The organism is Mycobacterium asiaticum (assembly GCF_001668675.1).
GTDB lineage: Bacteria > Actinomycetota > Actinomycetes > Mycobacteriales > Mycobacteriaceae > Mycobacterium > Mycobacterium asiaticum_D.
Genome location: NZ_LZKQ01000189.1, coordinates 31,498 through 54,059 on the forward strand (window position 1 = coordinate 31,498; position 22,562 = coordinate 54,059).

Genomic DNA, 22,562 nt, shown 5'->3' on the forward strand with positions numbered 1-22,562 from the left:
CCGTCAGCACCGTCTAGCATCAGAAACCATCAGTCGCACCCCCGGCTGCGACGCCCAGCCCAACGCGTCGCAACCGGCATGAACAGAAGGTCGGTATGCGTCCCTACCACGTCGCCATCGTCGGCTCCGGTCCGTCGGGGTTCTTCGCCGCCGCTTCCCTGCTCAAGGCCGCCGATGCGGCCGACGAGCTGGACGTGGCCGTCGACATGCTCGAGATGCTGCCCACCCCGTGGGGGCTGGTGCGCTCCGGCGTGGCGCCCGACCACCCCAAGATCAAGTCGATCAGCAAACAATTCGAGAAGACCGCCGCGGACCCGCGGTTCCGCTTTTTCGGCAACGTCGTCGTGGGTGAACACATCGAGGCCGCCGAACTGGCCGAGCGATACGACGCGGTGGTCTACGCCGTGGGCGCGCAGTCGGACAAACCGCTCAACATTCCCGGCGAGGATCTGCCCGGCAGTATCTCCGCGGTCGACTTCGTGGGTTGGTATAACGCGCACCCCCATTTCGAGGACAAGACACCGAATCTGTCCGGCGCCCGCGCGGTCGTGGTCGGCAACGGCAACGTCGCGATCGACGTCGCCCGCATCCTGGTCACCGATCCCGACGTCCTGGCGCAAACCGACATCGCCGACCACGCGCTGGAGTCGCTGCGGCCGTGCGGGGTCGACGAGGTGGTGATCATCGGCCGCCGCGGTCCACTGCAGACGGCGTTCACCACACTGGAATTGCGTGAACTCGGCGAGCTCGAGGGTGTCGACGTGATCGTCGACCCGGCTCAGCTGGAGAACATCACCGAAGAGGAAGCCGAGGCGGCGGGCAAGACCACCAAGCAGAACATCAAGGTGCTGCGGGGGTACGCCGAACGCGCGCCGCGCCCCAACCACCGCCGGATCGTGTTCCGTTTCCTGACCTCACCGATCGAGATCAAGGGCGAGCAGCAGGTGGAAAGCATCGTGCTGGGCCGCAACGAGCTGGTCACCGACGAGAGCGGATGGGTGTCGGCCAAGGACACCGGCGAACGCGAGGAACTGCCGGCGCAACTCGTCGTCCGCTCGGTCGGCTACCGCGGCGTGCCCACTGCGGGCCTGCCGTTCGACGAGAAGCGGGGCACCATCCCGAACACGGACGGCCGCGTGGACGGCAGCCGCAATGAATATGTCGTCGGCTGGATCAAGCGCGGCCCCACCGGGGTGATCGGCACCAACAAGAAGGACTCGCAGGACACCGTCGACACGTTGCTGGCGGACCTGGCCGGCGCCGCCCTGTCGGACTTCCCCGCCGACCACGGCGACCGGCTCGCCGCCTGGCTGGTCGAACGGCAACCCAAAGTGGTCACCTCGGCGCAGTGGGAGGTTATCGACCGGTTCGAGCGGGCGGCCGGCGAGCCGCACGGCCGGCCCCGCGTCAAGCTGCCGAACCTGGCCAAGCTGCTACACGTCGGACACGGCTGATCACGGGTCGAACAACACCCCGGGATTGAGGATCCCGGCCGGGTCCAGCGTGTGCTTGACCGCCCGCAGCGCCGCGGCGAACGGGCCGGGTCGTTGCCGGTCATACCACGGCCGGTGGTCGCGACCGACCGCGTGGTGGTGGGTGATGGTCCCACCGGTGGCGCTGATCGCTTCGGAGACAGCGGCTTTCATCTCGTCCCACTGTGCGTCCAGGGATCCCCACCGGCCCGCGGCATAGATCCCGTAGTAGGGGGCCGGCCCGTCGGGATAGACGTGGGTGAACCGGCAGGTCACCACGCCGGCGCCGCAGACCCGCTCGATCACGGCGCGGGCGGCACCCGTCACCGCGGCATGCAAGGTCTCGAATCCGTCCCAGGTGCAAGCGGTTTCGAAGGTCTCGGCGATGACGCCGTGACGCGCGAGGGCGTCGCGTTGGTAGGGCATGCGGAGGAACGCCGAACGCCAGCTCTCCGAAGCGTCGGCCGAACCCGGTTCGGCGCCGTGGGAGTCACGGCTGCGGCGTGCGATGACGGTGCCGCCGTGTTCGGCGGCGATCTCGATGGCGCGGTTGAGCCACGGATCTATCGGGTGGTCCGCGGATTCGAAGGCGAGCACCAATAATCCGCCGCCGACGGCGGTACCCGCATTGAGGAACGCTTCGGCGGGATCGAGCAGTCGGCAGTTCGCCGGGAACAGCCCGGCCTGCGCGATGATGCGGGTAGCGGTGACCGCGGCGGTCCAGTCTTCAAACGCCACCGACGCGGTCACTTGCCAGCGGGGCCGGTTCTGCAGCCGCATCCACGCCTCGGTGATGACGCCGAGGGTGCCTTCGGAGCCGACGAAGAGCCGGTCCGGAGACGGCCCGGCACCCGAACCCGGCAGCCGACGGGATTCGCTGACCCCGGCCGGAGTGACCACCCGCACCGATTCGGTCAGATCGTCGATGTGGGTGTACAGGGTGGCGAAGTGCCCGCCGGCGCGGGTGGCGAGCCAACCGCCGAGGCTGGAAAAGGCGAACGACTGCGGAAAGTGGCGCAGCGTCAGGTTGTGCCGGCGCAGCTGGTCCTCGATCCATGGCCCCAGCGCCCCCGCCTGGATCCGGGCCGCCCGACTGACCTGGTCGACCTCGACCACCGCGCTCATGGCGCTGACGTCCAGCGTGATCGCCGGCGCCTCGAAGCGGGGTTCCACCCCGCCCACCACGGAGCTGCCGCCGCCGTACGGAATGACCGAAATCCGTTCGCGGGTGCACCAATCCAGCACATCGATGACATCCTGCTCACGGCGCGGGCGCACGATCAGGTCCGGAACATGGTCGAGCTTGCCCTGCAGATTGCGGGCGACGTCGCGAAATGCTTTGCCGCGCGCGTGACCTGCCCTATCGATGACCTGACTGGAGCACAGCGCCGCCAGTGCCGCCGGCGGCGTGACTCGCGGGCCGGGCAGCCCGAGCGCGGCAGGATCCGGCGGACGGTGGTCGGTGAGGTCGTGGCCGGGCAGCATCGCCGCCACGCGGGTCACCAGCTCGTCCGTCTCCTGCTGCGTGAGGGCCTGTTCGAGCGTCCCCCACCCCCACCACGAACGCATGCCGGTGGGTCAGCGCTTGAGAACGACGAAGGCCCCGAAGGCGACCAGCAGCGCCAGCGCCAGCATGATGCCCCAGCCGGCACCGGCGAATATCCAGGTGACGGCGATCAGGGCCAGAAACGGGGACGCCGCGAAAAGCGCGATTCCAGGGTTCTGCCTGATCACCGCCAGCGCGCTCTTGGCCCGGATCGGGTCGATTTCCTTGCCTGCCATTCGTTCAGAATGCCAGGTGAGCGGCACAATGCAAGCCGGTCAAGCCGATCGGCGAGGATGAATGTGACAAGCCGAGAGGGGTGGCACCAAATGACCATCACTACCGAGGAGCGCGCCGAGCTCCAGACGGCGGTTCGCGACCTGTTGCACGACCGCTGCACCGAGGCCGACGTACGGCGGGTGATCGGCACCGACGAGGGATTCGACCGCGAACTCTGGGGACTGCTGGCCGGGCAAGGCGTCACCGGCGTATTGGTCGACAGCGCATCCGGAGGCGTCGGCCTGGGCCCACTCGAGGTCGAGGCGATCGCCGAGGAGATCGGTGCGGCGCTGCTTCCCTCGCCGTGGTTGTCCAGTTCGGTGCTGACCGTCGCACTGATTCAGGCGGCCGGCGCCGAGGATGACAAGCGGCGGCTGCTCCCCGGCCTTGCTGACGGCACGAAGCTCGGGACGGTCGCCATCACCGGTCCGCGGGGCACGTGGACCGCGAATGACGTTGCGGTGGAGGCCGATACGTCCGGCGCATTGTCGGGTAGCGCCCACTACGTGACCTGGGGGCACGTCGCCGACGTCGTGCTGGTGGTAGCCGACACGGGTGACGGCATCGGCGTATTCGAAGTGACTCCGGATGCTGCAGGACTAACCCATTGCGCTGAAACGGTTTTCGATCCCACCGTGCGACTGTCGACGTTCACCTTCGACAACACTCCCGCGCGACGGCTGGGCACCGCGGGCTGGGAGGCCGTCCAGGAAGCGCTGGATATGGCCGTGCTTGCGCTCGCCGGTGAACAGGTCGGCGGCTCCCGCCGGATCTTCGACATCACCGTCGAATACCTCAAGACGCGCATTCAATTCGGCCGGGTGATCGGCAGCTTCCAGGCACTCAAACACATGGCCGCCGACCTGCTGCTGGAAAACGAGTCGGCGACGTCGGCGGCCCACCATGCGGCCGCGATGATGGCGGCGCGGAGCGAAAAGGCCGGGGGTGCGCTGGCGTTGGCCGGATTCGTGTGCGCCGAGACCTATGAGTCCACCGCCATGCAGGCCATCCAGATGCACGGCGGCATCGGCTTCACCTGGGAGCACCCCGCGCACCTGTTCGTGCGCCGGGCGCGTACCGGTATGCATTTGTTCGGTCCCCCAGCGGTGTACCGGGAACGCTACCTCGTTTCGAAAGGCGCCTGACATGTCATTGCCCACTGTCGACGAACTGCGTTCGGAAGTCCGGGACTGGTTGCAGCAGAACTGGACGGGACTGCCCAAACATGACGACCCCTGGAGCAGTTCGCCGGAGCGCATCGCCTGGCTGGAGCGGGTCCTGGACGCGGGATACGCGGTGCCGACCTACCCCACCGAATGGTTCGGCCGCGGCTATCCCAACGATCTCGCCGCGCACATCCGGCGGGAGTTCACCGCCGTCAAGGCGCCCGGGGCGGGGCAGGACAAATACAACATTCCGGCCAACACGATTCTGAAGCTCGGCTCAGTCCCGCTGAAGCAACAACTGCTGCAAGATTTCCTGACCGAGCGGGCCCGCACCTGTCTGCTCTACAGCGAACCCGGTGCGGGTTCCGATCTCGCGGGTGTACGCACCACGGCGGTGCGAGACGGCGACCACTGGGTGGTCAACGGGCAGAAGGTGTGGACGTCCGGCGCGCAGACCGCGGACTATGCGCTGCTGATCGCCCGCACCGACTGGGACGCACCAAAACACAAGGGGCTCACCTTCTTCCTGCTGCCGATGAAGCAGCCGGGCATCGATGTGAGGCCGCTGGTGCAGATCACCGGCGAGTCCCATTTCAACGAGGTGTTCATCACCGATGCGCTAGTGCCCCACGACCATCTGCTCGGCGCCGAGGGCGACGGCTGGCGCGCACTGCAGACCGCACTGGCCTATGAACGATCCATCATGGGCGACACCGGGCGCTCGTCGCGCAATCGGTCACGGGCGGACGACCTGATCGCACTGGCGCGTGAGCACGGCCGGCTCGATGATGCCGCGGTGCGGCGTTCGCTGGCTGAAGTGTTGGCGCTGCGAGAACTCAACGCGCTCAACAACGCCCGCGCCAAGGCCAGCACCGAGCAGGGGACGTCCAGTTCGATCATGTCGCTGGGCAAGCTGGCGATGTCGCGGATCCTGCACGCCGAGGCGCGGCTGAAGACCGAGCTGATCGGCGCGGCGGCGCTGCTGGCCGGCCGGGACAACCCGGAGTCCGACGATGTCAATTTCCTTGCACTGAACGCGTTTTTCACCTCGATCGGTGGCGGCACCGACCAGATCCAGCGCAACATCATCGGGGAACGAGTCCTCGGGCTACCCAAGGAACCAGAAGCCGACCGCGACATTCCCTTCCGCCAAGCCCGCCGGAATTGACCTTGCACCTCGCGGCCGGTGAGGACCGAAGTCCCTACCGGTCCGCAACGGACCTCCGTAACGTCGTAGTTGTGGACAAAGACGTGCTGCAGAACGCGGTGCTGCTGGCTTGCCGGGCGCCGTCGGTGCACAACAGCCAGCCGTGGCGCTGGGTGGCCGAGGGCAACGCCGTGCACCTGTTCGTCGATCGCAACCGAACCGTACCCGCCACAGACGATTCCGGCCGCGAAGCGCTGATCAGTTGCGGTGCGGCACTGGATCACCTCCGCGTCGCCATGACCGCCGCGGGCCGGCGCGCGGGCACCGCCCGCTTCCCCAACCCCAACAACCGCGATCACCTGGCCACGCTCGAATTCAGGCCGATCGACCAGGTCACGGCGGCCCAGCGCGATCGCGCGGGCGCCATCCTGCAGCGCCGCACCGATCGGCTGCCGTTCGACCGACCCGTCTACTGGAACCAGTTTGAAACGCTGCTGCGCAGCACACTCGACGACGACGCCGTCACTCTGGACGTCCTCGAGGACGAGAAACGACCGCGCCTGGTGGAGGCGTCCCAGCTCAGCGCGGCGCTGCGCCGCGACGATGCGTCCTATCATGCCGAACTCGATTGGTGGACTTCGCCGTTCGTGCTGTCGGACGGCATGCCGCCGTCCGCGCTCGCGTCGGACAGCGAGCGGCTGCGGGTGGATGTGGCCCGGAACTTTCCGGTCCGCGGTCACCAGGACCGGCGCCCCGAAATCGCGACGGACTGGTCGAAGATCCTGGTGCTGTCGACGCCGGAGGACACCCGCGCCGACATCCTCAGATGTGGCGAAACACTTTCCAAGGTGCTGCTGGAATGCACCATGGCCGGAATGGCAACCTGCACGCTGACCCACCTGATCGAAGCGGACCGCAGCCGTGACATCGTGCGTGACCTGATCGGTGGGCGCGGCGAGCCCCAAGTTCTGATCCGCGTGGGGATCACGCCGGTGATGGAAGCGATCGAGCCGCCGACACCACGCCGACCCTTGAACACCGTCCTGGAATTCCGCGAACCATCACGAGAAAGGTGACCCCATGACCGACGAGCCGATCACCGTCCTATCTGAAAGCGAGAGTTGGGATCTGCTGGGCACCGCCGCGCTCGGCCGGCTGGTGACCACTTTCGCCGGTGAACCGGAGATCTTCCCGGTCAACTACGTGGCGCAGAACCGGACCATTCTGTTCCGGACCGCCGAAGGCACGAAGTTGTTCTCGGCGGTGGGCAATCACACCGTGCTCTTCGAGGCCGATGACCACAATGTCGCCGAAGGCTGGAGCGTGATCGTGCGCGGCCGCGCGCGGTTGCTGAAAACCGACGCCGAGATCGAGGAAGCCGACCGCGCCGGTCTCTACCCGTGGACGTCGACGCACAAATCCAACTACGTGCGCGTCACCCCGACCGAAACCACCGGCCGCCGCTTCGTATTCGGTCCCGAGCCGGACCGCAACGAAACCGTCGCCTAATCGTTCAACGGGTGACCAGCGCGTCCAGTTCGTGAGCGTCGGTGCCGGTGAGCCGGCGATGCATCGCCCAGGCAATGCGCCCGGCCTGTACCTTGGCGCGTTCGGCGGCCGGACCGGTGTACATCTCGTCAACGGTCTGCCGCCACAGCATCAGCCAGCGGACGAAGTGGCTGGCGGACAACGGCGTTCGCCGATGGATGTCCCGATGCGCCGCCAGCGCGCTGCCCCGATAGCGGCCGGCGCGGAACAGTACGGTCTCCCAGAAGTCGCACATGGTGGGCAGATGATTTTCGAGCCCGGTGGCCCGCAGCTGCTCGAACGGTGCGTACAGGACATCGTCGTGCAGCGCCCGGCCGTAGAAGCGGTCCAGCAGCGCTGCGACATCGGCGCGGTCGGCCAGATCGGCGCGGGTTGCCTCACGCATCGTCACACCACCAGCGACAGCGGTCCCCGCGTCGGAGGGTTCTTGCGCCGCTTGCTGATTCGTACCAGACGGGCCACCGCGTTTTCGATTCCCCGGCCCAATAGGTCGACGTCGGCGGCCACCTCGTAGTCGGCGAGAATGCCGAAGTACAGGTGGTCGGCATAGCTGAGCATCGCCACACCGGTCCGCAGGTCCAAAGCCAGCGGCGGCACCGGGTACACCCCCACCACTTCCTTGTTCATGAACCGCAGCGGTCGGCGTGGCCCGGGCACATTGGTCGCGACCGTCACCACGCTGCGCTGCGGCAACCGCATCAGCAAGCCGACCGTCCAGGCCGTCAACACGAACGGGATCCGGTTGCTCAAGGACAGCAGCACATTTCCGGCCTGTCGTTGGCCACTGGACTTCACCCGGCGCAACCGGGTGTGCACGGTGCGCAACCGCTGCACCGGATTCTCCTCATCCACCGGAAGGCTCGGCAGCATCAGCGACACACGGTTGTCGGTCTTGTCGGATGCGTCCGCAGAACGCACCGAAACGGGCACCAGGGTCCGCAGCGAATCCGCCAGCGGCTGCTGACCGTGTTCGATCATGATATTGCGGTAGCTCTCGGTGATCGCTGCCAGCGCAACGTCGTTGACGGTGACCTGAAAGGTCTTGGCGACCAGGTCGATATCGGCCATCGGGACCCGCGCGCCGCTGAACCGGCGCAGGTCACTGAGCGGGCCGGTCAGCGCAGACGGGGCCGGGCTGAGCAGGCCCGCGGCGAGTTCGCCGGCACCCTGCGCGGCCCGGACGATGCCGGCCGTCACGGCGGCTGACGCGTTGATCAGGCCGCCGAGCAGCGACGTGCGCTGCGACACAGACTTTTTGGGCTCGTGAGCTGCTCGTACGTGATCGGCGAAACTTGCCACGCCGTCGTCGCACAAGCCGATCAGCATGTGGGTGGCCGCGATTCCATCGGCCATGCAGTGATGCACTTTGGTCAGCATCGCCCAGCGGTCGTCGGCGAGCCCCTCGATGACCCACACCTCCCACAACGGTCGATCACGGTCCAGACGCCTTGCCATCACATCGGCGATCAGCCCGAACAATTCCCGATCGCCGCCCGGTTGCGGCAGTGCGGCGCGGTGCACGTGCCGTTGGAGATCGAAATCGGGGTCGTCCACCCAGTCGGGTGCCCCGAAGTCCAACGGATGCACCCGCAGACGCTGCCCCAGCCGCGGACAGCTGCCGATCCGTTGGGCGAAGGTTGACATCAACGTTTTCTGCTCGGGAACCGGCCCTTCGATGACCGCGATCCCGCCGATGGCAAGGCTGACCCGCGGATTGGCGTCTTCGGCTTTGAGGAATCCGGCGTCCAGCGTGGTCAGGTGCTCCATGAGTATCACTATTCGCCGGCGGGATCGGCCAGAGCAGGGCCAAAGGTCCCACGCTGCCAGGGCTTCCTGCCCTGCCGCAGCGGCGGGCGGTGAACGATCCTGGAAGGCATGACCACCGTCATCGATAGAAAGGGTCCGGCACCGATGAGCGCCCAATTCCCGGATGCCGGCACGCTGCGGACGGTCCTGACCCTGGCCACCCGCGCGCCCTCGATCCACAACACCCAACCGTGGCGCTGGCGGGTCGGCACCGAGCGCTTGGACCTGTTCTGCGAACCGGACATGCAGTTGCACAGCACCGACCCGGACGGCCGCGACTTGATCATCAGCTGCGGGGTGGCGCTGCACCACTGCGTCGTCGCTTTGGCCTCAATGGGCTGGCGCGCCAAGATAAGTCGCTTTCCCGACGAGACCGACCCGCGCCACCTGGCCAGCATCGAAACCGTTCCGCAGACCCCCGACCCGGCCGACATCGTGTTGGCCGCGGCCATCCCGCGGCGGCGCACCGACCGGCGCGCCTACAGCTCGTGGCCGGTGCCGGGCGGCGACATCGCGCAGATGGCGGCCCGAGCGGCCCGCGTCGGGGTCATGCTGCGCCAGGTCGAAGCCCTGGACCGGATGCGAGACATCGTGGCGCGCGCCGTCCTCGACCATGCCTCCGACGATGCCTACATGCGCGAACTCACCACATGGAGTGGGCGGTACGGCGCGGTGGCGGGCGTTCCGGCGCGCAGCGCGCCGCCGTCGGAGCTCACTGCCCCGATCCCCGGTCGGTTGTTCGCCGGACCCGGCCTGGCCCAGCCGTCCGGCATCTCCCCGGCCGAGGACCGCGGCGCCATCCTGGCCCTGGGCACCGACCGGGACGACCGGCTGTCCCGGCTGCGGGCGGGCGAGGCGACCAGCGTCGTCCTGCTGACCGCCACCGCGATGGGGCTGGCGTGCTCTCCGATCACCGAGCCCCTCGAAATCCCCCAGACGCGTGACGCGGTGCGGGCGGATGTGTTCGGCGGCAGCGGCTTCCCGCAGATGCTGTTGCGGGTGGGCTGGGCTCCGATCAACGCCGATCCGCTGCCGGCGACGCCCCGGCGGGCGCTGGATCAGGTCGTCGAATGGCCCGCAACGCTATTGGAGGAGCGGCGCTGACCAGCGCAGCATTGTTCCACCGCCGGGCGCCTTCTCGATCGCGAACTCACCGCCCACCTCCTCGGCCCGGCGCCGCAGGTTCGTCAGGCCGCTGCCGGTGAACTCATCGGGCATCCCGCACCCGTTGTCGCTGACCTCGATGCACAGGTCGTCCTCCACCCGAATGCGCACCGTCAATGTGGTGGCGCGGGCGTGCCGGGCGGCGTTGCTGACCGCCTCGCGCACCACCGCCTCGGCGTGCTCGGCCAACGAACTGTCGACCACCGACAAGGGACCGATGTACTGCACCGTGGTGCGCAACCCGGAACCGGCGAACTGGCCCACGGCCGCGTCGATGCGCTGCCGCAACCGGGTGATGCCCTGCGCGGCGCCGTGCAGATCGAAGATGGTGGTCCGGATTTCCTGGATGACCGCCTGCAGGTCGTCCACCGCCTCCGAAAGCCGTTGCTGCACTTCCGGTTCGCGGGCGCGGGCCACCGCGCCCTGCAGCGACAGGCCCACCGCGAACAACCGCTGGATCACGTGGTCGTGCAGGTCGCGCGCGATGCGGTCGCGATCGGTCATGACGTCGAGTTCACGCATCTGGCGTTGCGAGGTCGCCAATTGCAGAGCCAGCGCCGCCTGGTCAGCGAACCCGGCCATCATCTCGAGCTGTTCGTCGGTGAAGGACCCGGGACTTCCGGCGCGCAGCACGACGACGACGCCGGCCACGGTCTCAGCGGTCCGCAGCGGCAGCACCAGCACACCGTCGGACGGTCCCTCGATGCCGGGCAGGTCCAACTGATCGATCTGGCGCGGCATGCTGTTGGCGAATACCTCGCCCAACGGGGTCCCGATCACCGGGATGATCTGGCCGGCAACCGGTTTCGTCGCGGCACCGACGGTTTCGATGACCAGCAGCTCGGACACCTCGGTCGCGGGTGTGCTCTGGTCGAGCGGAACGGCCACCAGGGCGGCGTCGGCGGCGGTCAATTTGACCGCCTGTTCCCCGACGAGACGGAACACCGTGGTGGGCTCGGTGCCGGACAACAGTTCGGTCGCGATGTCGCGGGTCGCTTCGATCCAGGATTGCCGCGCCTTGGCCTGTTGGTAGAGCCGGGCATTGGCGATGGCGATGCCCGCGGCGGCCGCCAGCGCCTGCACCAGCACTTCGTCGTCGTCGCTGAACGGTTGCCCGTTGAGCTTGTCGGTGAGGTACAGGGTGCCGAACGCTTCGTCACGGACCCGAACCGGCACCCCGAGGAACGTGCGCATCGGCGGATGGTGCGGCGGGAAGCCCACCGAGGCCGGGTGCAGCGAAATATCATCCAGGCGAAGCGCTTTGGGCTCATCGATCACCACGCCGATGACGCCCAGCCCCTCGGGTAGATGCCCGATTCGGCCGACGGTTTCCTGATCGATGCCCTCGTGGATGAATTGCAGCACACGGTTGTCCCGGTCGTGCACCTCCAGCGCGCCGTAGCGCGCGTCGACGAGGATCGTGGCCGAATGCACGATGGTGCGCAGTGTTTCGTCGAGTTCGAGTCCCGACGTCACCACGAGCATCGCTTCGAGCAGACCGTCCAGGCGGTCGCGTCCCTCGACGATCTGCTCCACCCGGTCCTGCACCTCGACCAGCAGTTCGCGCAGCCGCAGTTGGGAGAGCGTGTGCCGCAGCGGTCCCAGGCCCGGGTCTTCGGTTGTCATCGCCACTCACTCGATGGCCGTGTTCGCTTCAACTCCGTTGCGAATACGGCTGCTTGGGTCCTCCGCTCCATTCCCAGCTTCGCCAGCAGCCGGGACACATAGTTCTTCACGGTCTTCTCGGCCAGAAACATCCGGTCCGCAATCTGTTTGTTGGTCAGGCCCTCGCTGAGCAGACCGAGCAGCGTGCGCTCCTGTTCGGTGAGGCCCGACAACGGGTCGGGTTTCTCGGTGGCGTCGCGCAGCCGCGACATCAGGGCGGCCGCGGCACGATTGTCCAGCAGTGACCGTCCGGCGCCGACGTCCTTGACGGCCCGCGCGAGTTCCATGCCCTTGATGTCCTTGACGACGTACCCGCTGGCGCCGGCCAGGATCGCATCCAGCATCGCCTCGTCCGAGGTGTACGACGTCAGGATCAGACAGCGCAATTCGGGCATGCGAGACAGCAGATCTCGGCACAGCTCGATGCCGTTGCCGTCGGGCAACCGGACATCGAGAACGGCCACATCCGGGTTCGCCGCCGGAATCCGAGACATCGCTTCGGCCACCGAGCCGGCCTCACCGACCACGTCGAGCTCGGGATCGGCGCCGAGCAGGTCGATCAGGCCGCGCCGCACCACCTCGTGGTCATCGACCAAGAAGACTTTTACCAAAGCACCACTCCTGACCAGCACCCTACAAGTTGGCGCACCGCACCGTAAGTACCGAGGACCCCGCGCGGTAGACGCTGCAGACCTGCGCCGCGTAGGCGTCGGTGACGAACAGCTGGCCCGGTGCGCCTTGATCGGCCATGTACCGGTAACCGCGCCCGCGCACGATGGCCGGCTCGACCCGCACATCCGGGTACAGCCGGGTCCAGCGAGCCAGACGACGGTCCAAATGTGCTTGCGCACCGCAATTTTGAGCACCGGCGTGCGCCTGAACCGAGATCGCGCGCAACGGAACTTTGCGCAGCCGGGCCTCGTCGAATGCGTGTCGCAGCACGGCTCCATTGTCCACTTCCGCGACGACGCTGCTGACCCGCGGTTCGGCCACGCCGTCAGGTGAGCGGTGGATGACCGCGACGGGGCACAGCGACGATCCGGCCAGTGCGCCGGCCACGGAGCCCTGTCCGCAGCGGGCGTGATTGAGGCCGATCGAGCCGACGCAGATCATCAGCGCGGTTCTGGATTCCTGCAACAACTTGGCCAGTGGCTTGCCCCACAGAATTTCGGTTTCGACCTCGACATGCGGGCCCGCCGCCTCGACCGCCCGGTAGGCGTCGTAGAGGGCCGAGCGGGCCGCGGCCTGGCGCGCCGCGATGCCGCCGGCCTCGTCGACATGCGCGGCATCGACCACGTAGACCAGTCGCAACGGGACCTCGCGCTCGGCGGCCTCGTCGATGGCCCACAGCGCTGCATCCAGTGCCGCTTTAGACCCGTCGATACCGACGACGATTGCTGGACGTGACTCGCGGTGGCTCATCTCGGCCTCCTTATTTCGATCCCTGCTGCAAACCCCACGCTATTGGTCGGGCGAACGACCGCACAGAGGCGATGGTCCCGGGATCAGGGCCATAAGTCCCTATTGACAAATGCCGTTGTGAAAATAACGTTGCGAGCGCATCCGCTGATAGCGCGCACCTTGGCGAGGATGCCTAGAGAGGAGTTCCTCCGATGGCCCTTCAAGAAATATCTGAATCGCCGAATCCCGGCCAACCGTCATCACAACCCCTGATCGGCAAAGGATGGATTCAGGGCGTCGCCTTGGTGATGATTTTCGGGTTCCTGGTGATGGGGATCCTCGCCTACCGGACCTACACGGCGGCAATGCCGATGCCCGACAGAGTTGTCACCGAGACGGGCCAGGTGCTGTTCACGCATGAGGACATCACGAAGGGCCAGGAGTTGTATCAGGCGCGCGGCCTGATGGAGTACGGATCGGTGCTGGGCCACGGGGCGTACCTGGGGCCCGACTACACGGCCGACTACCTGCGGATGGCCACCGACGACGTCGCCGGCCAATTCCGCGCCGAAGGCGTCACCGAACCGCGTCAACGGGTGGTCACCGAATTCCGCACCAACCGCTACAACGCCGACACCAAGACGCTGGTCTTCACTAATCGTCAGGCCGCGGCATTCGAACGCATCGGAGACCATTACGCGGGGATTTTCGGTGAGGACTCGACGAAATACGGCTTGCTGCCGCAATTGATCACCGATAAGACGCAGATCCGCCAAATCACCGCGTTTTTCGCTTGGACCGCGTGGGCGGCCGCGGCCGAACGACCCGGGCACAAATACAGCTACACCAACAACTGGCCGGCCGAGCAGCGCGTCGACAACGGCCCGACGGCGTCGGTGATCGTCTGGTCGGCGCTGTCGCTGATTGCCCTGCTGGGCGGCATCGGCGTCATGTTCGCCGTCTACGGACGCTGGAGCCAGAAGGTGGGCTGGCACGGCGCCGAGACCTCCACCCTGTCGTTCCGCCAGCCCGGCACGGTGAGCCTGACTCCCGCACAACGCGCCTGCATCTGGTTCTTCGCCGTTGTCGCGGTGCTGTTCCTGCTGCAAACGTTGCTGGGTGCGGCGGCCGAGCACTACCGGGCCGATCTGTCGACGTTCTTCGGTATCGACCTGGCCCGGGTCCTGCCCTACAACCTGGCCCGCACGTGGCACCTGCAGTTGGCTCTGTTCTGGACCGCGGCGGCCTTCCTGGCGGGCGGAATATTCCTGGTGCCGTTCATCGCTCGCCGCGAGCCGAAACGGCAGGCGCTGCTGGCCTACGTGCTGCTCGGGGCGGTTGCGGTGGTGGTGTTGGGCTCGCTGATCAGCGAGGCGCTTTCCATCTACGGCGTGATCCCCGAGGGCGGATTGTTCTCCCAGCAGTGGGAGTATCTCGACCTGCCGCGACTGTGGCAGATCCTGCTGATCGTCGGGATGTTCGTGTGGATCGCGATCATCTGGCGCGGCATGCGTGCCCGACTCAAGGGCGAGTCGAAGATGAACATGCCGTGGCTGTTCTTCTTCTCCGGGCTGGCGATTCCGGTGTTCTACACGGTGGGCCTGCTCGCCGGCAGCGACACCCACTACACGGTTGCCGACTTCTGGCGGTTCTGGGTGGTGCACCTGTGGGTCGAGGACTTCCTCGAGTTGTTCACCACGGTGATGGTGGCCTACATGTTCGTGCTGCTGGGCGTGGTCCGCGAGCGGATCGCCCTGGGCGTGATCTTCCTGGACGTCATCCTGTACTCCGCGGGCGGCGTCATCGGCACCATGCACCATCTGTACTTCTCCGGGACTCCAGTGGAGCACATGGCGCTGGGTGCGTTCTTCTCGGCTGCCGAGGTAATTCCGTTGACCTTCCTGACCGTCGAAGCGTGGGCGTTCCTGCAGCTGGGCGCGCGCCAACAGACCGGCGACGCGAACCCGTTCCCGCACCGCTGGGCGGTCATGTTCCTTGTCGCCGTTGGGTTCTGGAACTTCCTGGGCGCCGGCATCTTCGGTTTCCTGATCAATCTTCCGGTGGTGTCCTACTATCAGATCGGCACCGCGCTGACGGCCAATCACGGTCACGCGGCCATGATGGGCGTCTACGGAATGCTGGCCGTGGGGTTGGCGATGTTTGCGTTCCGCTACGCGATACCGGCCGCCAAGTGGCCGGAGCGGCTGGCCCGAATCTCTTTCTGGTGCATGAACATCGGCCTGGCGTGGATGGTCTTCGTCACGCTGCTGCCACTCGGCGTGCTGCAGTTGTTCCATTCGGTCAATGACGGCTACTTCGAGGCACGCTCGCTGGGTTACATCACCAAACCCGGCAACGCGGTGCTGGAATGGCTGCGGATGCCCGGTGACATCATCCTGATCGTCGGCGGTGTGCTGCCGTTTGTCTGGATCGCCTGGACCGCGCTGCGCCACTTCCGTTCCGGCACCACGGTCGAGGAACTGCCCGAGCACCCGCTCTACACCGAGAACACCGCGGCGGAGCCGGCGCCGGCGAAGGACTGACCGGTGGCCCCGCCCGACACTTCGGTATGGCTGATCGCCGGGTACTCGCTGATCCTGGTGGCCATCGGGTGGTGTTTCGACGTGATGGCCCGGCATGCCTCGGCGCGCGCGGCGGCATGGCGCACCGGGCAATTCCGCTACCGGCCCGACCACGACGCCTGGGTGTGTCCGCAGGATCACTGGTTGTGGCCGACTTCCTTCGACCCCAAGCACCGGGTGATGCGCTACCGGGCGCTGCCGGTGGTATGCAACAGTTGTCCGGTCAAGTCCACCTGCACCACTTCGGATCACGGCCGGGAGATCAGCCGTGACATCGATCCGTGGCCGCATTCCGAGGCCGGGCGTTTCCACCGCGGAATCGCCTGCAGCGTAGCGGCTTTCGGAATCGTTCTGCCGATGGCGACACTTGTTACCAACCATTCGCCGGCGGATGCGTTGGTGTTGACCGGCACCGCGGCGGTCGTCGTGCTGTTCGGGCTGCCGCTGGCCCGCCACCTGTGGAACACCCCGGCCAACGCGCCGGAGCACCTACCGCACCGCACCGCCATCGAGGACCAGGTGGCCGCGGCGATCGACCGCTATTCCACCCGCTGGGGCGGATGGGAAGGCAAGGAGGAGCAGACGAAATGACCGGTGTGTGGATTGGGGCGGTCGCCGTCGCGGTGCTGGCGCTGCTCGCGGTGCTCTCGTTGACGGTGTTGCGCGAGTACGAACGGGGGGTGGTGTTCCGGATGGGCCACGTCCGCCCGCTCTACCAACCCGGACTGCGATTGCTCGTTCCCCTGATGGACCGGATGATCCGGGTCGACCAGCGGCTGGTGACGCTGACCATCCCACCGCAGGAAGTGATCACCCGCGACAACGTGCCGGCCCGAGTCAATGCGGTGGTGATGTTTCAGGTCACCGACCCGCTGAAAGCGATTCTGGCGGTGGAGAATTACGCGGTGGCGACCTCGCAGATCGCCCAGACGACGCTGCGGTCGCTGCTGGGCCGCGCCGACCTGGACACCCTGCTGGCCCACCGGGAGGACCTCAACAGCGATCTGCGCACGATCATTGATAAGATGACCGAGCCCTGGGGTGTGCAGGTGCGTGTGGTGGAGATCAAGGACGTCGAGATTCCCGAGTCGATGCAACGCGCGATGGCACGCGAAGCCGAGGCCGAGCGCGAGCGCCGCGCGAAGGTGATCAATGCACGTGGTGAGCTGCAGGCGTCTGAGGAGTTGCGCCAGGCCGCCGAGACACTGTCGAAGAGCCCGGCGTCGCTGCAGTTGCGTTATCTGCAAACGCTTCTGGAGTTGGGTGCGGATCAGAACTCGACGGTGGTCTTCCCACTGCCCGTCGACATCATCACGCCGTTCCTGCGCAATCCGGACGCGCTAACGGACTTGCGGGCGGCCAAGAACTCCCATTGACGCCGCTAGTCTTCGAACTGCTGCGGTGCGTCCGGCGGCTCGGACGGAGCGAATCGCCAGTTGTCCGGGTTCTTCGGTGAGTACACGACGGGCAGCTGCTGGCCGGTGGCAGGCCTGGGCGCATCGTCGCCGACGACCAGGCGTCCGTACACGGCGTGCTCGTTCACGGTGGGCCCATTGATCACCCCGGAAATGGTGACGAACTGCTGCCCGGAGGCGTCGGGCGGGCCCGAGGTGACACCGGTCACCAGGAGTGTGCCGCTGGCCAGGGCGCCCCGCGGGCCGGGCTTGATGAACCGTGGCGCCAAAAAGACGACGAGCACCGCGACGAGCAGCAGCAGCACCATGAATTCCCACACATGTCCATGGTAGGACTGCTGGCATGAGTCACCCGGATTCGACGGATTTGCGGTTTGCGCTGGCCCTGGCCGACCGGGCGGACGCGGTGACTCGCGCCCGGTTCGGTGCGATCGACCTGCGCGTCGAGACCAAGCCCGATTTGACACCGGTGACCGACGCCGACCGCGCCGTGGAAACGGAATTGCGCGACGCGATATCCGCCGAGCGGCCCGGGGACAGCGTGCTAGGCGAGGAGTTCGGCGGTACCGCAACATTCGCCGGCCGGCAGTGGATCATCGATCCCATCGACGGCACCAAGAACTTCGTCCGCGGGGTGCCGGTGTGGGCCAGCCTGATCGCACTGCTGCAGGACGGCGTCCCGATCGTCGGTGTGGTGAGCGCCCCAGCGCTGCAGCGACGGTGGTGGGCGGCCAGCGGTCAGGGCGCCCACGCATCGGTAGACGGCGGACCTGCCCGGTCGTTGTCCGTTTCCGCTGTGGCACAACTGGATTGGGCGAGCTTGTCATTTTCCAGCTTGTCCGGCTGGGCGCAGTTGGGTCTGCGCGAGCGCTTCATCGATCTGACCGATGCGGTCTGGCGGGTGCGCGCGTACGGCGACTTCCTGTCCTACTGCCTGCTGGCCGAGGGCGCCGTCGACATCGCCGCCGAACCCGAGGTATCGGTGTGGGACCTCGCCGCCCTCGACATCCTGGTCCGCGAAGCGGGCGGGAGATTCACCGCCCTCGACGGCGCCCCCGGACCGCACGGCGGCAGTGCCGTGGCGACCAACGATCTGCTGCATGAACAGGTATTGAGCGCCTTGGAGTTCGGTGTGAATTAGGCAACACAGCCCTATCTATCTTACTCCGGAGTAAGATACGGTTGTACACGCAACGCCCCAACGACCGAGGCTGCCGATATGACCGACACCGCTCCTAAACCCACCCGCAAGGGCCGCAAAGGCCGTGGCGAACAGACCGCGATCGGGATGCAGCCACACAAGCGAACCGGCGTCGACGTCGCCATCGCCCTGATCACCCCGATCGTCGGCCAGGAATTCCTGGACAAGTACAACCTGCGTGGTCCGCTCAACCGCACGCTGCAGTACGGCACCAAGACGGTGTTCTCCACCATGGGCGCCGCAAGTCGGCAGTTCAAGAAGGTGCAGAGCCTGCGCGGCGCGCCGACCCGGCTCAAGTCCAGCGGTAAGGATTACTTCGACCTGACGCCGGACGACGACCAGCAGATGATCGTCGAGACCGTCGAGGAATTCGCCGCCGAGATCCTGCGGCCGGCCGCCCACGACGCCGACGAAGCCGCCACTTATCCCTCGGGTCCCTCCGGCTTACTCGCCAAAGCGGCCGAGCTCGGCATCACCGCGATCAACATCCCCGAGGAGTTCGACGGCATCGCCGAGCACCGCTCGGCGGTGACGAACGTGCTGGTGGCCGAGGCGCTCGCGTACGGCGACATGGGACAGGCGCTGCCGATCCTGGCGCCCGGTGGCGTGGCCTCAGCGCTGGTCCATTGGGGAAGCGCCGACCAGCAGGACACCTACCTCAAAGAGTTCGCCGGCGAGAATGTGCCGCAGGCCTGCGTAGCCATCGCCGAGCCGCAGCCGCTTTTCGATCCGACGCGGCTGCGCACCACCGCGGTGCGGACCCCGTCGGGCTACCGGCTGGACGGCGTGAAGTCACTGGTGCCGGCCGCGGCCGACGCCGAGCTCTTCATCATCGCCGCACAGCTCAACGGCAAACCCGCGCTGTTCATCGTGGAATCGTCCAGCCAGGGCCTCACCGTTACGCCGGACCCCAGCATGGGTATCCGCGCTGCGGCCCTGGGGCAGGTCGAACTGAACGGTGTGACGGTGCCGCTGCATGCCCGGCTGGGCGAAGACGGGGCCACCGACGACGACTACTCCGAAGCGATCGCGCTGTCGCGCCTGGGGTGGGCCGCGCTGGCGGTCGGCACCTCGCACGCGGTGCTCGACTACGTCGTCCCTTACGTGAAGGAACGCCAAGCGTTCGGCGAGCCGATCGCCCGGCGTCAGGCCGTCGCATTCATGTGCGCCAACATCGCCATCGAGTTGGACGGGCTGCGGCTGATCACCTGGCGCGGCGCCTCCCGCGCCGAGCAGGGCCTGCCGTTCGCCCGCGAGGCGGCGCTGGCCAAGCGGCTCGGTTCGGACAAGGGCATGCAGATCGGCCTTGACGGGGTGCAGCTGCTGGGCGGCCACGGTTTCACCAAGGAACACCCGGTCGAACGCTGGTACCGCGATTTGCGGGCGATCGGCGTCGCCGAGGGCGTAGTGGTCATCTAGGTTTTCGAGCGAACGAAAGAACAGTCATGGCAATCAATTTGGAGCTCCCCCGCAAACTGCAAGCGGTCGTCACCAAGACGCACCAGGGCGTTGCGGAGCTGGTGCGGCCCATTGCCCGCAAGTACGACCTGCGCGAACACGCCTACCCGGTCGAACTCGACACCCTGATCAGCCTGTTCGAGGGCGCGTCGGAGTCCTACAGCTTCGCCGGCGCGGGCGAACTGCGTGGTGCCGAGAACAAGGAAGACAACCACAACGGCGCTAACATGGCCGCGCTGGTGCAGACCTTGGAAGCCAGCTGGGGTGACGTCGCGATGATGCTGTCCATCCCCTACCAGGGCTTGGGCAACGCGGCGATTTCCGCCGTGGCCACCGAGGAGCAACTGGAGCGCCTCGGCAAGGTGTGGGCCGCCATGGCCATCACCGAGCCGGGGTTCGGCTCCGACTCGGCGGCGGTCACGACGACCGCCAAGCTCGACGGCGACGAATATGTGATCAACGGCGAGAAGATCTTCGTCACCGCGGGTTCGCGTGCCACCCACATCGTGGTCTGGGCAACCCTGGACAAGTCGCAGGGCCGCGCGGCGATCAAGTCGTTCATCGTGCCGCGGGAGCACCCGGGTGTCACGGTGGAACGTCTCGAGCACAAGCTCGGCATCAAGGGATCCGACACCGCGGTGATCCGCTTCGACAATGCCCGCATTCCCAAGGACAATCTGCTGGGCAATCCGGAAATCGAAGTCGGCAAAGGCTTTTCCGGTGTGATGGAGACGTTCGACAACACCCGGCCGATCGTGGCCGCGATGGCCGTCGGCATCGGGCGGGCCGCGCTGGAGGAAATCCGCAAGATCCTCGCCGAGGCCGGAGTGGAGATCGACTACGACCGGCCCGCGCAGGTGCAGAGCGCGGCGGCCGCCGAGTTCCTGCGGATGGAAGCCGACTGGGAAGCGGCCTATCTGCTGTCGTTGCGCGCCGCCTGGCAGGCCGACAATAACATCCCCAACTCCAAAGAAGCGTCGATGAGCAAGGCGAAGGCCGGCCGGATGGCCAGTGACGTCACGCTCAAAGCGGTCGAATTGGCCGGCACCACCGGCTATTCCGAGCAAACACTGTTGGAGAAGTGGGGACGGGACTCCAAGATCCTGGACATCTTCGAGGGCACCCAACAGATTCAGCAGCTGGTGGTCGCCCGCCGCCTGCTGGGCCTGTCGTCCGCCGAACTCAAGTAGCCCCCGCGAGCAGACGCGAAAGCGCCCCAAAATGGCCAATTTGGGGCGCTTTCGCGTCTTTTCGCGGTCTGCGTAAGGTGATTGAGCGCGACAACGCGCTCGAATTGTTCGCTCGGCTTAGCTGACCTCTGGTGGCGGATCCACCTCTTCGTCGGGCGAAAGCAGATCCAGCTGCCACCACTGCACATCGTGCCACGCACCCGCTTTCCAGCCGACCCGCCGATAGAGACCTGCCGGCTGGAAACCGAACGCTGCGTGTAACGCATTGCTGGCTTCGTTGGGTTGGGTGATGCCGGCGAACGCGCGCCGGTAGCCCCGACCCGCGAGGTGACTCAGCAGTTCGGTGTACAGCAGCCGCCCGCCGCCCGCGCGCAACCGATCCGGGTTCAGATACACACTGGTCTCGATGGACCATCGATAAGCTGCGCGCGGATTGAATTGCTGCGCATAGGCATAACCCGCCACCGAACCGTCCACCTCGAGCACCAGCCACTGGTATTTCGCCCGGGCGGCGGCGATACGGTTCGCCATCAGCTCGGCAGACGGGACTTCGGTTTCGAACGTGATCGCGGTGTCCAGCACATACGGGCGGTAGATCTGGGCACACGCGGCCGCATCGGCGGCGACTGCCGGGCGGACCAGCATCAGCCGGCGACAGCGTCCAGCTGGGCGCGCGTGTCTTCGTCGAGCTCGATATCCGCGACGGCCAGATTCTCCTCCAGGTGCCGCACCGAAGACGTGCCCGGGATCAGCAATACGTTGGGCGCCACGCTGAGCGTCCACGCCAGCGCGATCTGCGCCGGAGTGCGACCGAGCCGCTCAGCGGTGCTGCGCACCAGCTCATTACCGAGCACCGGATTGTTCGGACCGGTGAACGCCGCTCCCAGCGGGAAGAAGGGCACAAAAGCTATTCCGCGCGAGACACATTCGTCCAGCACGGGTGCCGATGCCCGATGCACCAGGTTGAAAGCGTTCTGCACGCAGACAATCTCGGTGCCTTCCAGCGCGTGCCGCAGATGCGCGACGGTGATTTCGCTGAGTCCGATTCCCCCGATCAGCCCGTCGTCACGAGCGGCGATCAGGGCCGCCAGCTGGTCATCGAAAAGCTGGTCCGGCGCCTCGCTTTCGAACAGCCGCAGGTTGACCGCGGCCAGCTGATCCACTCCGAGCGTGCGCAGGTTGGCTTCCAGGTCGCGGCGCAGATCGGCCGGGTCGGACAGCGGCAACCAGGCACCCTGCTCGTCGCGACGCCCACCCACCTTGCTCACCAGGGCCAAGTTCTCCGGGTACGGATGCAGCGCCTCGCGAATGAGCTCATTGGCGACGTTGGGCCCGTAGAACTGCGCGGTATCGATGTGGTTGACACCGAGTTCCACCGCGCGCCGCAACACCGCAATCGCCTCGTCGTGGTCACGCGGCGGGCCCATCACGTTCGGCCCTGGCAGTTGCATTGCCCCGAAACCGATCCGGGCAACCGGATACCGACCGAGCGGGAATGGGTTCATGAGCTGAGATTAGCGTCGAA

Annotated in this window: 22 protein-coding genes; 12 read left to right on the forward strand and 10 right to left on the reverse strand. The window is 66.7% G+C overall.

Going from position 1 to position 22,562, the window contains the following annotated elements; translation table 11 throughout:
• Window positions 1–95 precede the first annotated feature (95 nt).
• Window positions 96–1,454: an FAD-dependent oxidoreductase gene (locus tag A9X01_RS16045; RefSeq protein ID WP_065121687.1), complete on the forward strand. Its 1,359-nt coding sequence runs from the start codon at window positions 96–98 to the stop codon at window positions 1,452–1,454.
• Here the strand turns inward: A9X01_RS16045 and A9X01_RS16050 are convergent, their stop codons facing one another.
• Complete coding sequence (locus A9X01_RS16050) at window positions 1,455–3,041, reverse strand: FAD-binding oxidoreductase (RefSeq protein WP_065121688.1); 1,587 nt, start codon at window positions 3,039–3,041, stop codon at window positions 1,455–1,457. It lies immediately after the preceding gene.
• 9 nt (window positions 3,042–3,050) lie between these two features.
• Window positions 3,051–3,254 carry a hypothetical protein gene (locus tag A9X01_RS16055; RefSeq protein WP_036353626.1) on the reverse strand — a complete coding sequence of 68 codons (204 nt, stop codon included), beginning with the start codon at window positions 3,252–3,254 and terminating at the stop codon, window positions 3,051–3,053.
• A 90-nt stretch (window positions 3,255–3,344) separates the two neighbouring features.
• On the opposite strand from A9X01_RS16055, the gene A9X01_RS16060 reads away from it, so the two are divergent.
• The 4 genes from A9X01_RS16060 (at window position 3,345) to A9X01_RS16075 (ending at window position 7,116) form a co-directional block, all read left to right on the forward strand.
• Window positions 3,345–4,439, forward strand: a complete 1,095-nt coding sequence (locus tag A9X01_RS16060) for an acyl-CoA dehydrogenase family protein (protein ID WP_065121689.1) — start codon at window positions 3,345–3,347, stop codon at window positions 4,437–4,439.
• Between the two features lies 1 nt (window position 4,440).
• Complete coding sequence (locus tag A9X01_RS16065; protein WP_065121690.1) at window positions 4,441–5,628, forward strand: acyl-CoA dehydrogenase family protein; 1,188 nt, start codon at window positions 4,441–4,443, stop codon at window positions 5,626–5,628.
• Between the two features lie 83 nt (window positions 5,629–5,711).
• Entirely contained in the window at window positions 5,712–6,683 is a 972-nt protein-coding gene (locus tag A9X01_RS16070; protein ID WP_065121733.1) for an Acg family FMN-binding oxidoreductase, read from the forward strand.
• A gap of 4 nt (window positions 6,684–6,687) precedes the next feature.
• Window positions 6,688–7,116, forward strand: coding sequence for a pyridoxamine 5'-phosphate oxidase family protein (locus tag A9X01_RS16075; protein ID WP_065121691.1), 429 nt, complete (start codon window positions 6,688–6,690; stop codon window positions 7,114–7,116).
• Window positions 7,117–7,120: 4 nt separating this feature from the next.
• Here A9X01_RS16075 and A9X01_RS16080 read toward each other — a convergent pair whose 3' ends face one another.
• Together A9X01_RS16080 and A9X01_RS16085 are read right to left on the reverse strand one after the other, a co-directional pair.
• Window positions 7,121–7,540, reverse strand: a complete 420-nt coding sequence (locus A9X01_RS16080; protein ID WP_065121692.1) for a group III truncated hemoglobin — start codon at window positions 7,538–7,540, stop codon at window positions 7,121–7,123.
• A gap of 2 nt (window positions 7,541–7,542) precedes the next feature.
• Window positions 7,543–8,922, reverse strand: coding sequence for a WS/DGAT/MGAT family O-acyltransferase (locus A9X01_RS16085; RefSeq protein ID WP_065121693.1), 1,380 nt, complete (start codon window positions 8,920–8,922; stop codon window positions 7,543–7,545).
• A 144-nt stretch (window positions 8,923–9,066) separates the two neighbouring features.
• Between A9X01_RS16085 and A9X01_RS16090 the strand changes: the two genes are divergently transcribed.
• Window positions 9,067–10,065: an Acg family FMN-binding oxidoreductase gene (locus tag A9X01_RS16090; RefSeq protein ID WP_065121694.1), complete on the forward strand. Its 999-nt coding sequence runs from the start codon at window positions 9,067–9,069 to the stop codon at window positions 10,063–10,065.
• On the opposite strand, the gene A9X01_RS16095 is transcribed toward A9X01_RS16090, so the two are convergent.
• The 3 genes from A9X01_RS16095 to A9X01_RS16105 are packed head-to-tail and all read right to left on the reverse strand — an operon-like array spanning window position 10,045 to window position 13,212.
• Window positions 10,045–11,751, reverse strand: a complete 1,707-nt coding sequence (locus A9X01_RS16095) for a GAF domain-containing sensor histidine kinase (RefSeq protein WP_065121734.1) — start codon at window positions 11,749–11,751, stop codon at window positions 10,045–10,047. The genes A9X01_RS16090 and A9X01_RS16095 overlap by 21 nt on opposite strands.
• Window positions 11,748–12,401, reverse strand: a complete 654-nt coding sequence (gene dosR, locus A9X01_RS16100) for a hypoxia response regulator transcription factor DosR/DevR (RefSeq protein ID WP_065036513.1) — start codon at window positions 12,399–12,401, stop codon at window positions 11,748–11,750. Before dosR ends, A9X01_RS16095 begins: the two co-directional genes overlap by 4 nt.
• A 22-nt stretch (window positions 12,402–12,423) precedes the next feature.
• Window positions 12,424–13,212 (reverse strand): universal stress protein, encoded by a 789-nt coding sequence (locus A9X01_RS16105; RefSeq protein WP_065121695.1) that lies wholly within the window; start codon window positions 13,210–13,212, stop codon window positions 12,424–12,426.
• A gap of 191 nt (window positions 13,213–13,403) precedes the next feature.
• Between A9X01_RS16105 and A9X01_RS16110 the strand changes: the two genes are divergently transcribed.
• Genes A9X01_RS16110 through A9X01_RS16120 form a run of 3 tightly spaced genes read left to right on the forward strand, consistent with a single transcriptional unit; the run spans window position 13,404 to window position 17,149 of the window.
• Window positions 13,404–15,734 (forward strand): nitric-oxide reductase large subunit, encoded by a 2,331-nt coding sequence (locus A9X01_RS16110; protein WP_065121696.1) that lies wholly within the window; start codon window positions 13,404–13,406, stop codon window positions 15,732–15,734.
• A 3-nt stretch (window positions 15,735–15,737) separates the two neighbouring features.
• Window positions 15,738–16,364, forward strand: coding sequence for a hypothetical protein (locus A9X01_RS16115; protein WP_065121697.1), 627 nt, complete (start codon window positions 15,738–15,740; stop codon window positions 16,362–16,364).
• Window positions 16,361–17,149 carry a slipin family protein gene (locus A9X01_RS16120; protein ID WP_065121698.1) on the forward strand — a complete coding sequence of 263 codons (789 nt, stop codon included), beginning with the start codon at window positions 16,361–16,363 and terminating at the stop codon, window positions 17,147–17,149. The genes A9X01_RS16115 and A9X01_RS16120 overlap by 4 nt, the downstream gene beginning before the upstream one ends.
• A 5-nt stretch (window positions 17,150–17,154) precedes the next feature.
• Here the strand turns inward: A9X01_RS16120 and A9X01_RS16125 are convergent, their stop codons facing one another.
• Entirely contained in the window at window positions 17,155–17,508 is a 354-nt protein-coding gene (locus A9X01_RS16125; RefSeq protein WP_065121699.1) for a hypothetical protein, read from the reverse strand.
• A gap of 23 nt (window positions 17,509–17,531) precedes the next feature.
• Here A9X01_RS16125 and hisN point away from each other — a divergent pair, with 23 nt between their 5' ends.
• The 3 genes from hisN (at window position 17,532) to A9X01_RS16140 (ending at window position 21,037) form a co-directional block, all read left to right on the forward strand.
• Window positions 17,532–18,329: a histidinol-phosphatase gene (gene hisN, locus A9X01_RS16130; RefSeq protein WP_065121700.1), complete on the forward strand. Its 798-nt coding sequence runs from the start codon at window positions 17,532–17,534 to the stop codon at window positions 18,327–18,329.
• Window positions 18,330–18,407: 78 nt separating this feature from the next.
• Complete coding sequence (locus A9X01_RS16135; protein ID WP_065121701.1) at window positions 18,408–19,808, forward strand: acyl-CoA dehydrogenase family protein; 1,401 nt, start codon at window positions 18,408–18,410, stop codon at window positions 19,806–19,808.
• A 26-nt stretch (window positions 19,809–19,834) separates the two neighbouring features.
• The gene (locus tag A9X01_RS16140) at window positions 19,835–21,037 is read left to right on the forward strand and encodes an acyl-CoA dehydrogenase family protein (protein WP_065121702.1); all 1,203 of its coding nucleotides are present in this window, start codon (window positions 19,835–19,837) and stop codon (window positions 21,035–21,037) included.
• Window positions 21,038–21,154: 117 nt separating this feature from the next.
• On the opposite strand, the gene A9X01_RS16145 is transcribed toward A9X01_RS16140, so the two are convergent.
• Window positions 21,155–21,682: a GNAT family N-acetyltransferase gene (locus tag A9X01_RS16145; RefSeq protein ID WP_155772119.1), complete on the reverse strand. Its 528-nt coding sequence runs from the start codon at window positions 21,680–21,682 to the stop codon at window positions 21,155–21,157.
• Window positions 21,682–22,542 carry an oxidoreductase gene (locus tag A9X01_RS16150; RefSeq protein WP_065121703.1) on the reverse strand — a complete coding sequence of 287 codons (861 nt, stop codon included), beginning with the start codon at window positions 22,540–22,542 and terminating at the stop codon, window positions 21,682–21,684. Before A9X01_RS16150 ends, A9X01_RS16145 begins: the two co-directional genes overlap by 1 nt.
• Between the last annotated feature and the right edge of the window lie 20 nt (window positions 22,543–22,562).

What these genes read in the sequence shown, in the direction of transcription:
- A9X01_RS16140 (WP_065121702.1), top strand. Translation starts at nt 19,835, where the DNA reads ATGGCAATCAATTTGGAGCTCCCCCGCAAACTGCAAGCGGTCGTCACC.
- A9X01_RS16060 (WP_065121689.1), top strand. Translation starts at nt 3,345, where the DNA reads ATGACCATCACTACCGAGGAGCGCGCCGAGCTCCAGACGGCGGTTCGC.
- A9X01_RS16080 (WP_065121692.1), bottom strand. Translation starts at nt 7,540, where the DNA reads ATGCGTGAGGCAACCCGCGCCGATCTGGCCGACCGCGCCGATGTCGCA.
- A9X01_RS16045 (WP_065121687.1), top strand. Translation starts at nt 96, where the DNA reads ATGCGTCCCTACCACGTCGCCATCGTCGGCTCCGGTCCGTCGGGGTTC.
- A9X01_RS16150 (WP_065121703.1), bottom strand. Translation starts at nt 22,542, where the DNA reads ATGAACCCATTCCCGCTCGGTCGGTATCCGGTTGCCCGGATCGGTTTC.
- A9X01_RS16065 (WP_065121690.1), top strand. Translation starts at nt 4,441, where the DNA reads ATGTCATTGCCCACTGTCGACGAACTGCGTTCGGAAGTCCGGGACTGG.
- A9X01_RS16090 (WP_065121694.1), top strand. Translation starts at nt 9,067, where the DNA reads ATGAGCGCCCAATTCCCGGATGCCGGCACGCTGCGGACGGTCCTGACC.
- A9X01_RS16120 (WP_065121698.1), top strand. Translation starts at nt 16,361, where the DNA reads ATGACCGGTGTGTGGATTGGGGCGGTCGCCGTCGCGGTGCTGGCGCTG.
- A9X01_RS16095 (WP_065121734.1), bottom strand. Translation starts at nt 11,751, where the DNA reads ATGACAACCGAAGACCCGGGCCTGGGACCGCTGCGGCACACGCTCTCC.
- A9X01_RS16135 (WP_065121701.1), top strand. Translation starts at nt 18,408, where the DNA reads ATGACCGACACCGCTCCTAAACCCACCCGCAAGGGCCGCAAAGGCCGT.
- A9X01_RS16085 (WP_065121693.1), bottom strand. Translation starts at nt 8,922, where the DNA reads ATGGAGCACCTGACCACGCTGGACGCCGGATTCCTCAAAGCCGAAGAC.
- A9X01_RS16110 (WP_065121696.1), top strand. Translation starts at nt 13,404, where the DNA reads ATGGCCCTTCAAGAAATATCTGAATCGCCGAATCCCGGCCAACCGTCA.
- A9X01_RS16145 (WP_155772119.1), bottom strand. Translation starts at nt 21,682, where the DNA reads ATGCTGGTCCGCCCGGCAGTCGCCGCCGATGCGGCCGCGTGTGCCCAG.
- A9X01_RS16075 (WP_065121691.1), top strand. Translation starts at nt 6,688, where the DNA reads ATGACCGACGAGCCGATCACCGTCCTATCTGAAAGCGAGAGTTGGGAT.
- hisN (WP_065121700.1), top strand. Translation starts at nt 17,532, where the DNA reads ATGAGTCACCCGGATTCGACGGATTTGCGGTTTGCGCTGGCCCTGGCC.
- A9X01_RS16050 (WP_065121688.1), bottom strand. Translation starts at nt 3,041, where the DNA reads ATGCGTTCGTGGTGGGGGTGGGGGACGCTCGAACAGGCCCTCACGCAG.
- A9X01_RS16105 (WP_065121695.1), bottom strand. Translation starts at nt 13,212, where the DNA reads ATGAGCCACCGCGAGTCACGTCCAGCAATCGTCGTCGGTATCGACGGG.
- A9X01_RS16055 (WP_036353626.1), bottom strand. Translation starts at nt 3,254, where the DNA reads ATGGCAGGCAAGGAAATCGACCCGATCCGGGCCAAGAGCGCGCTGGCG.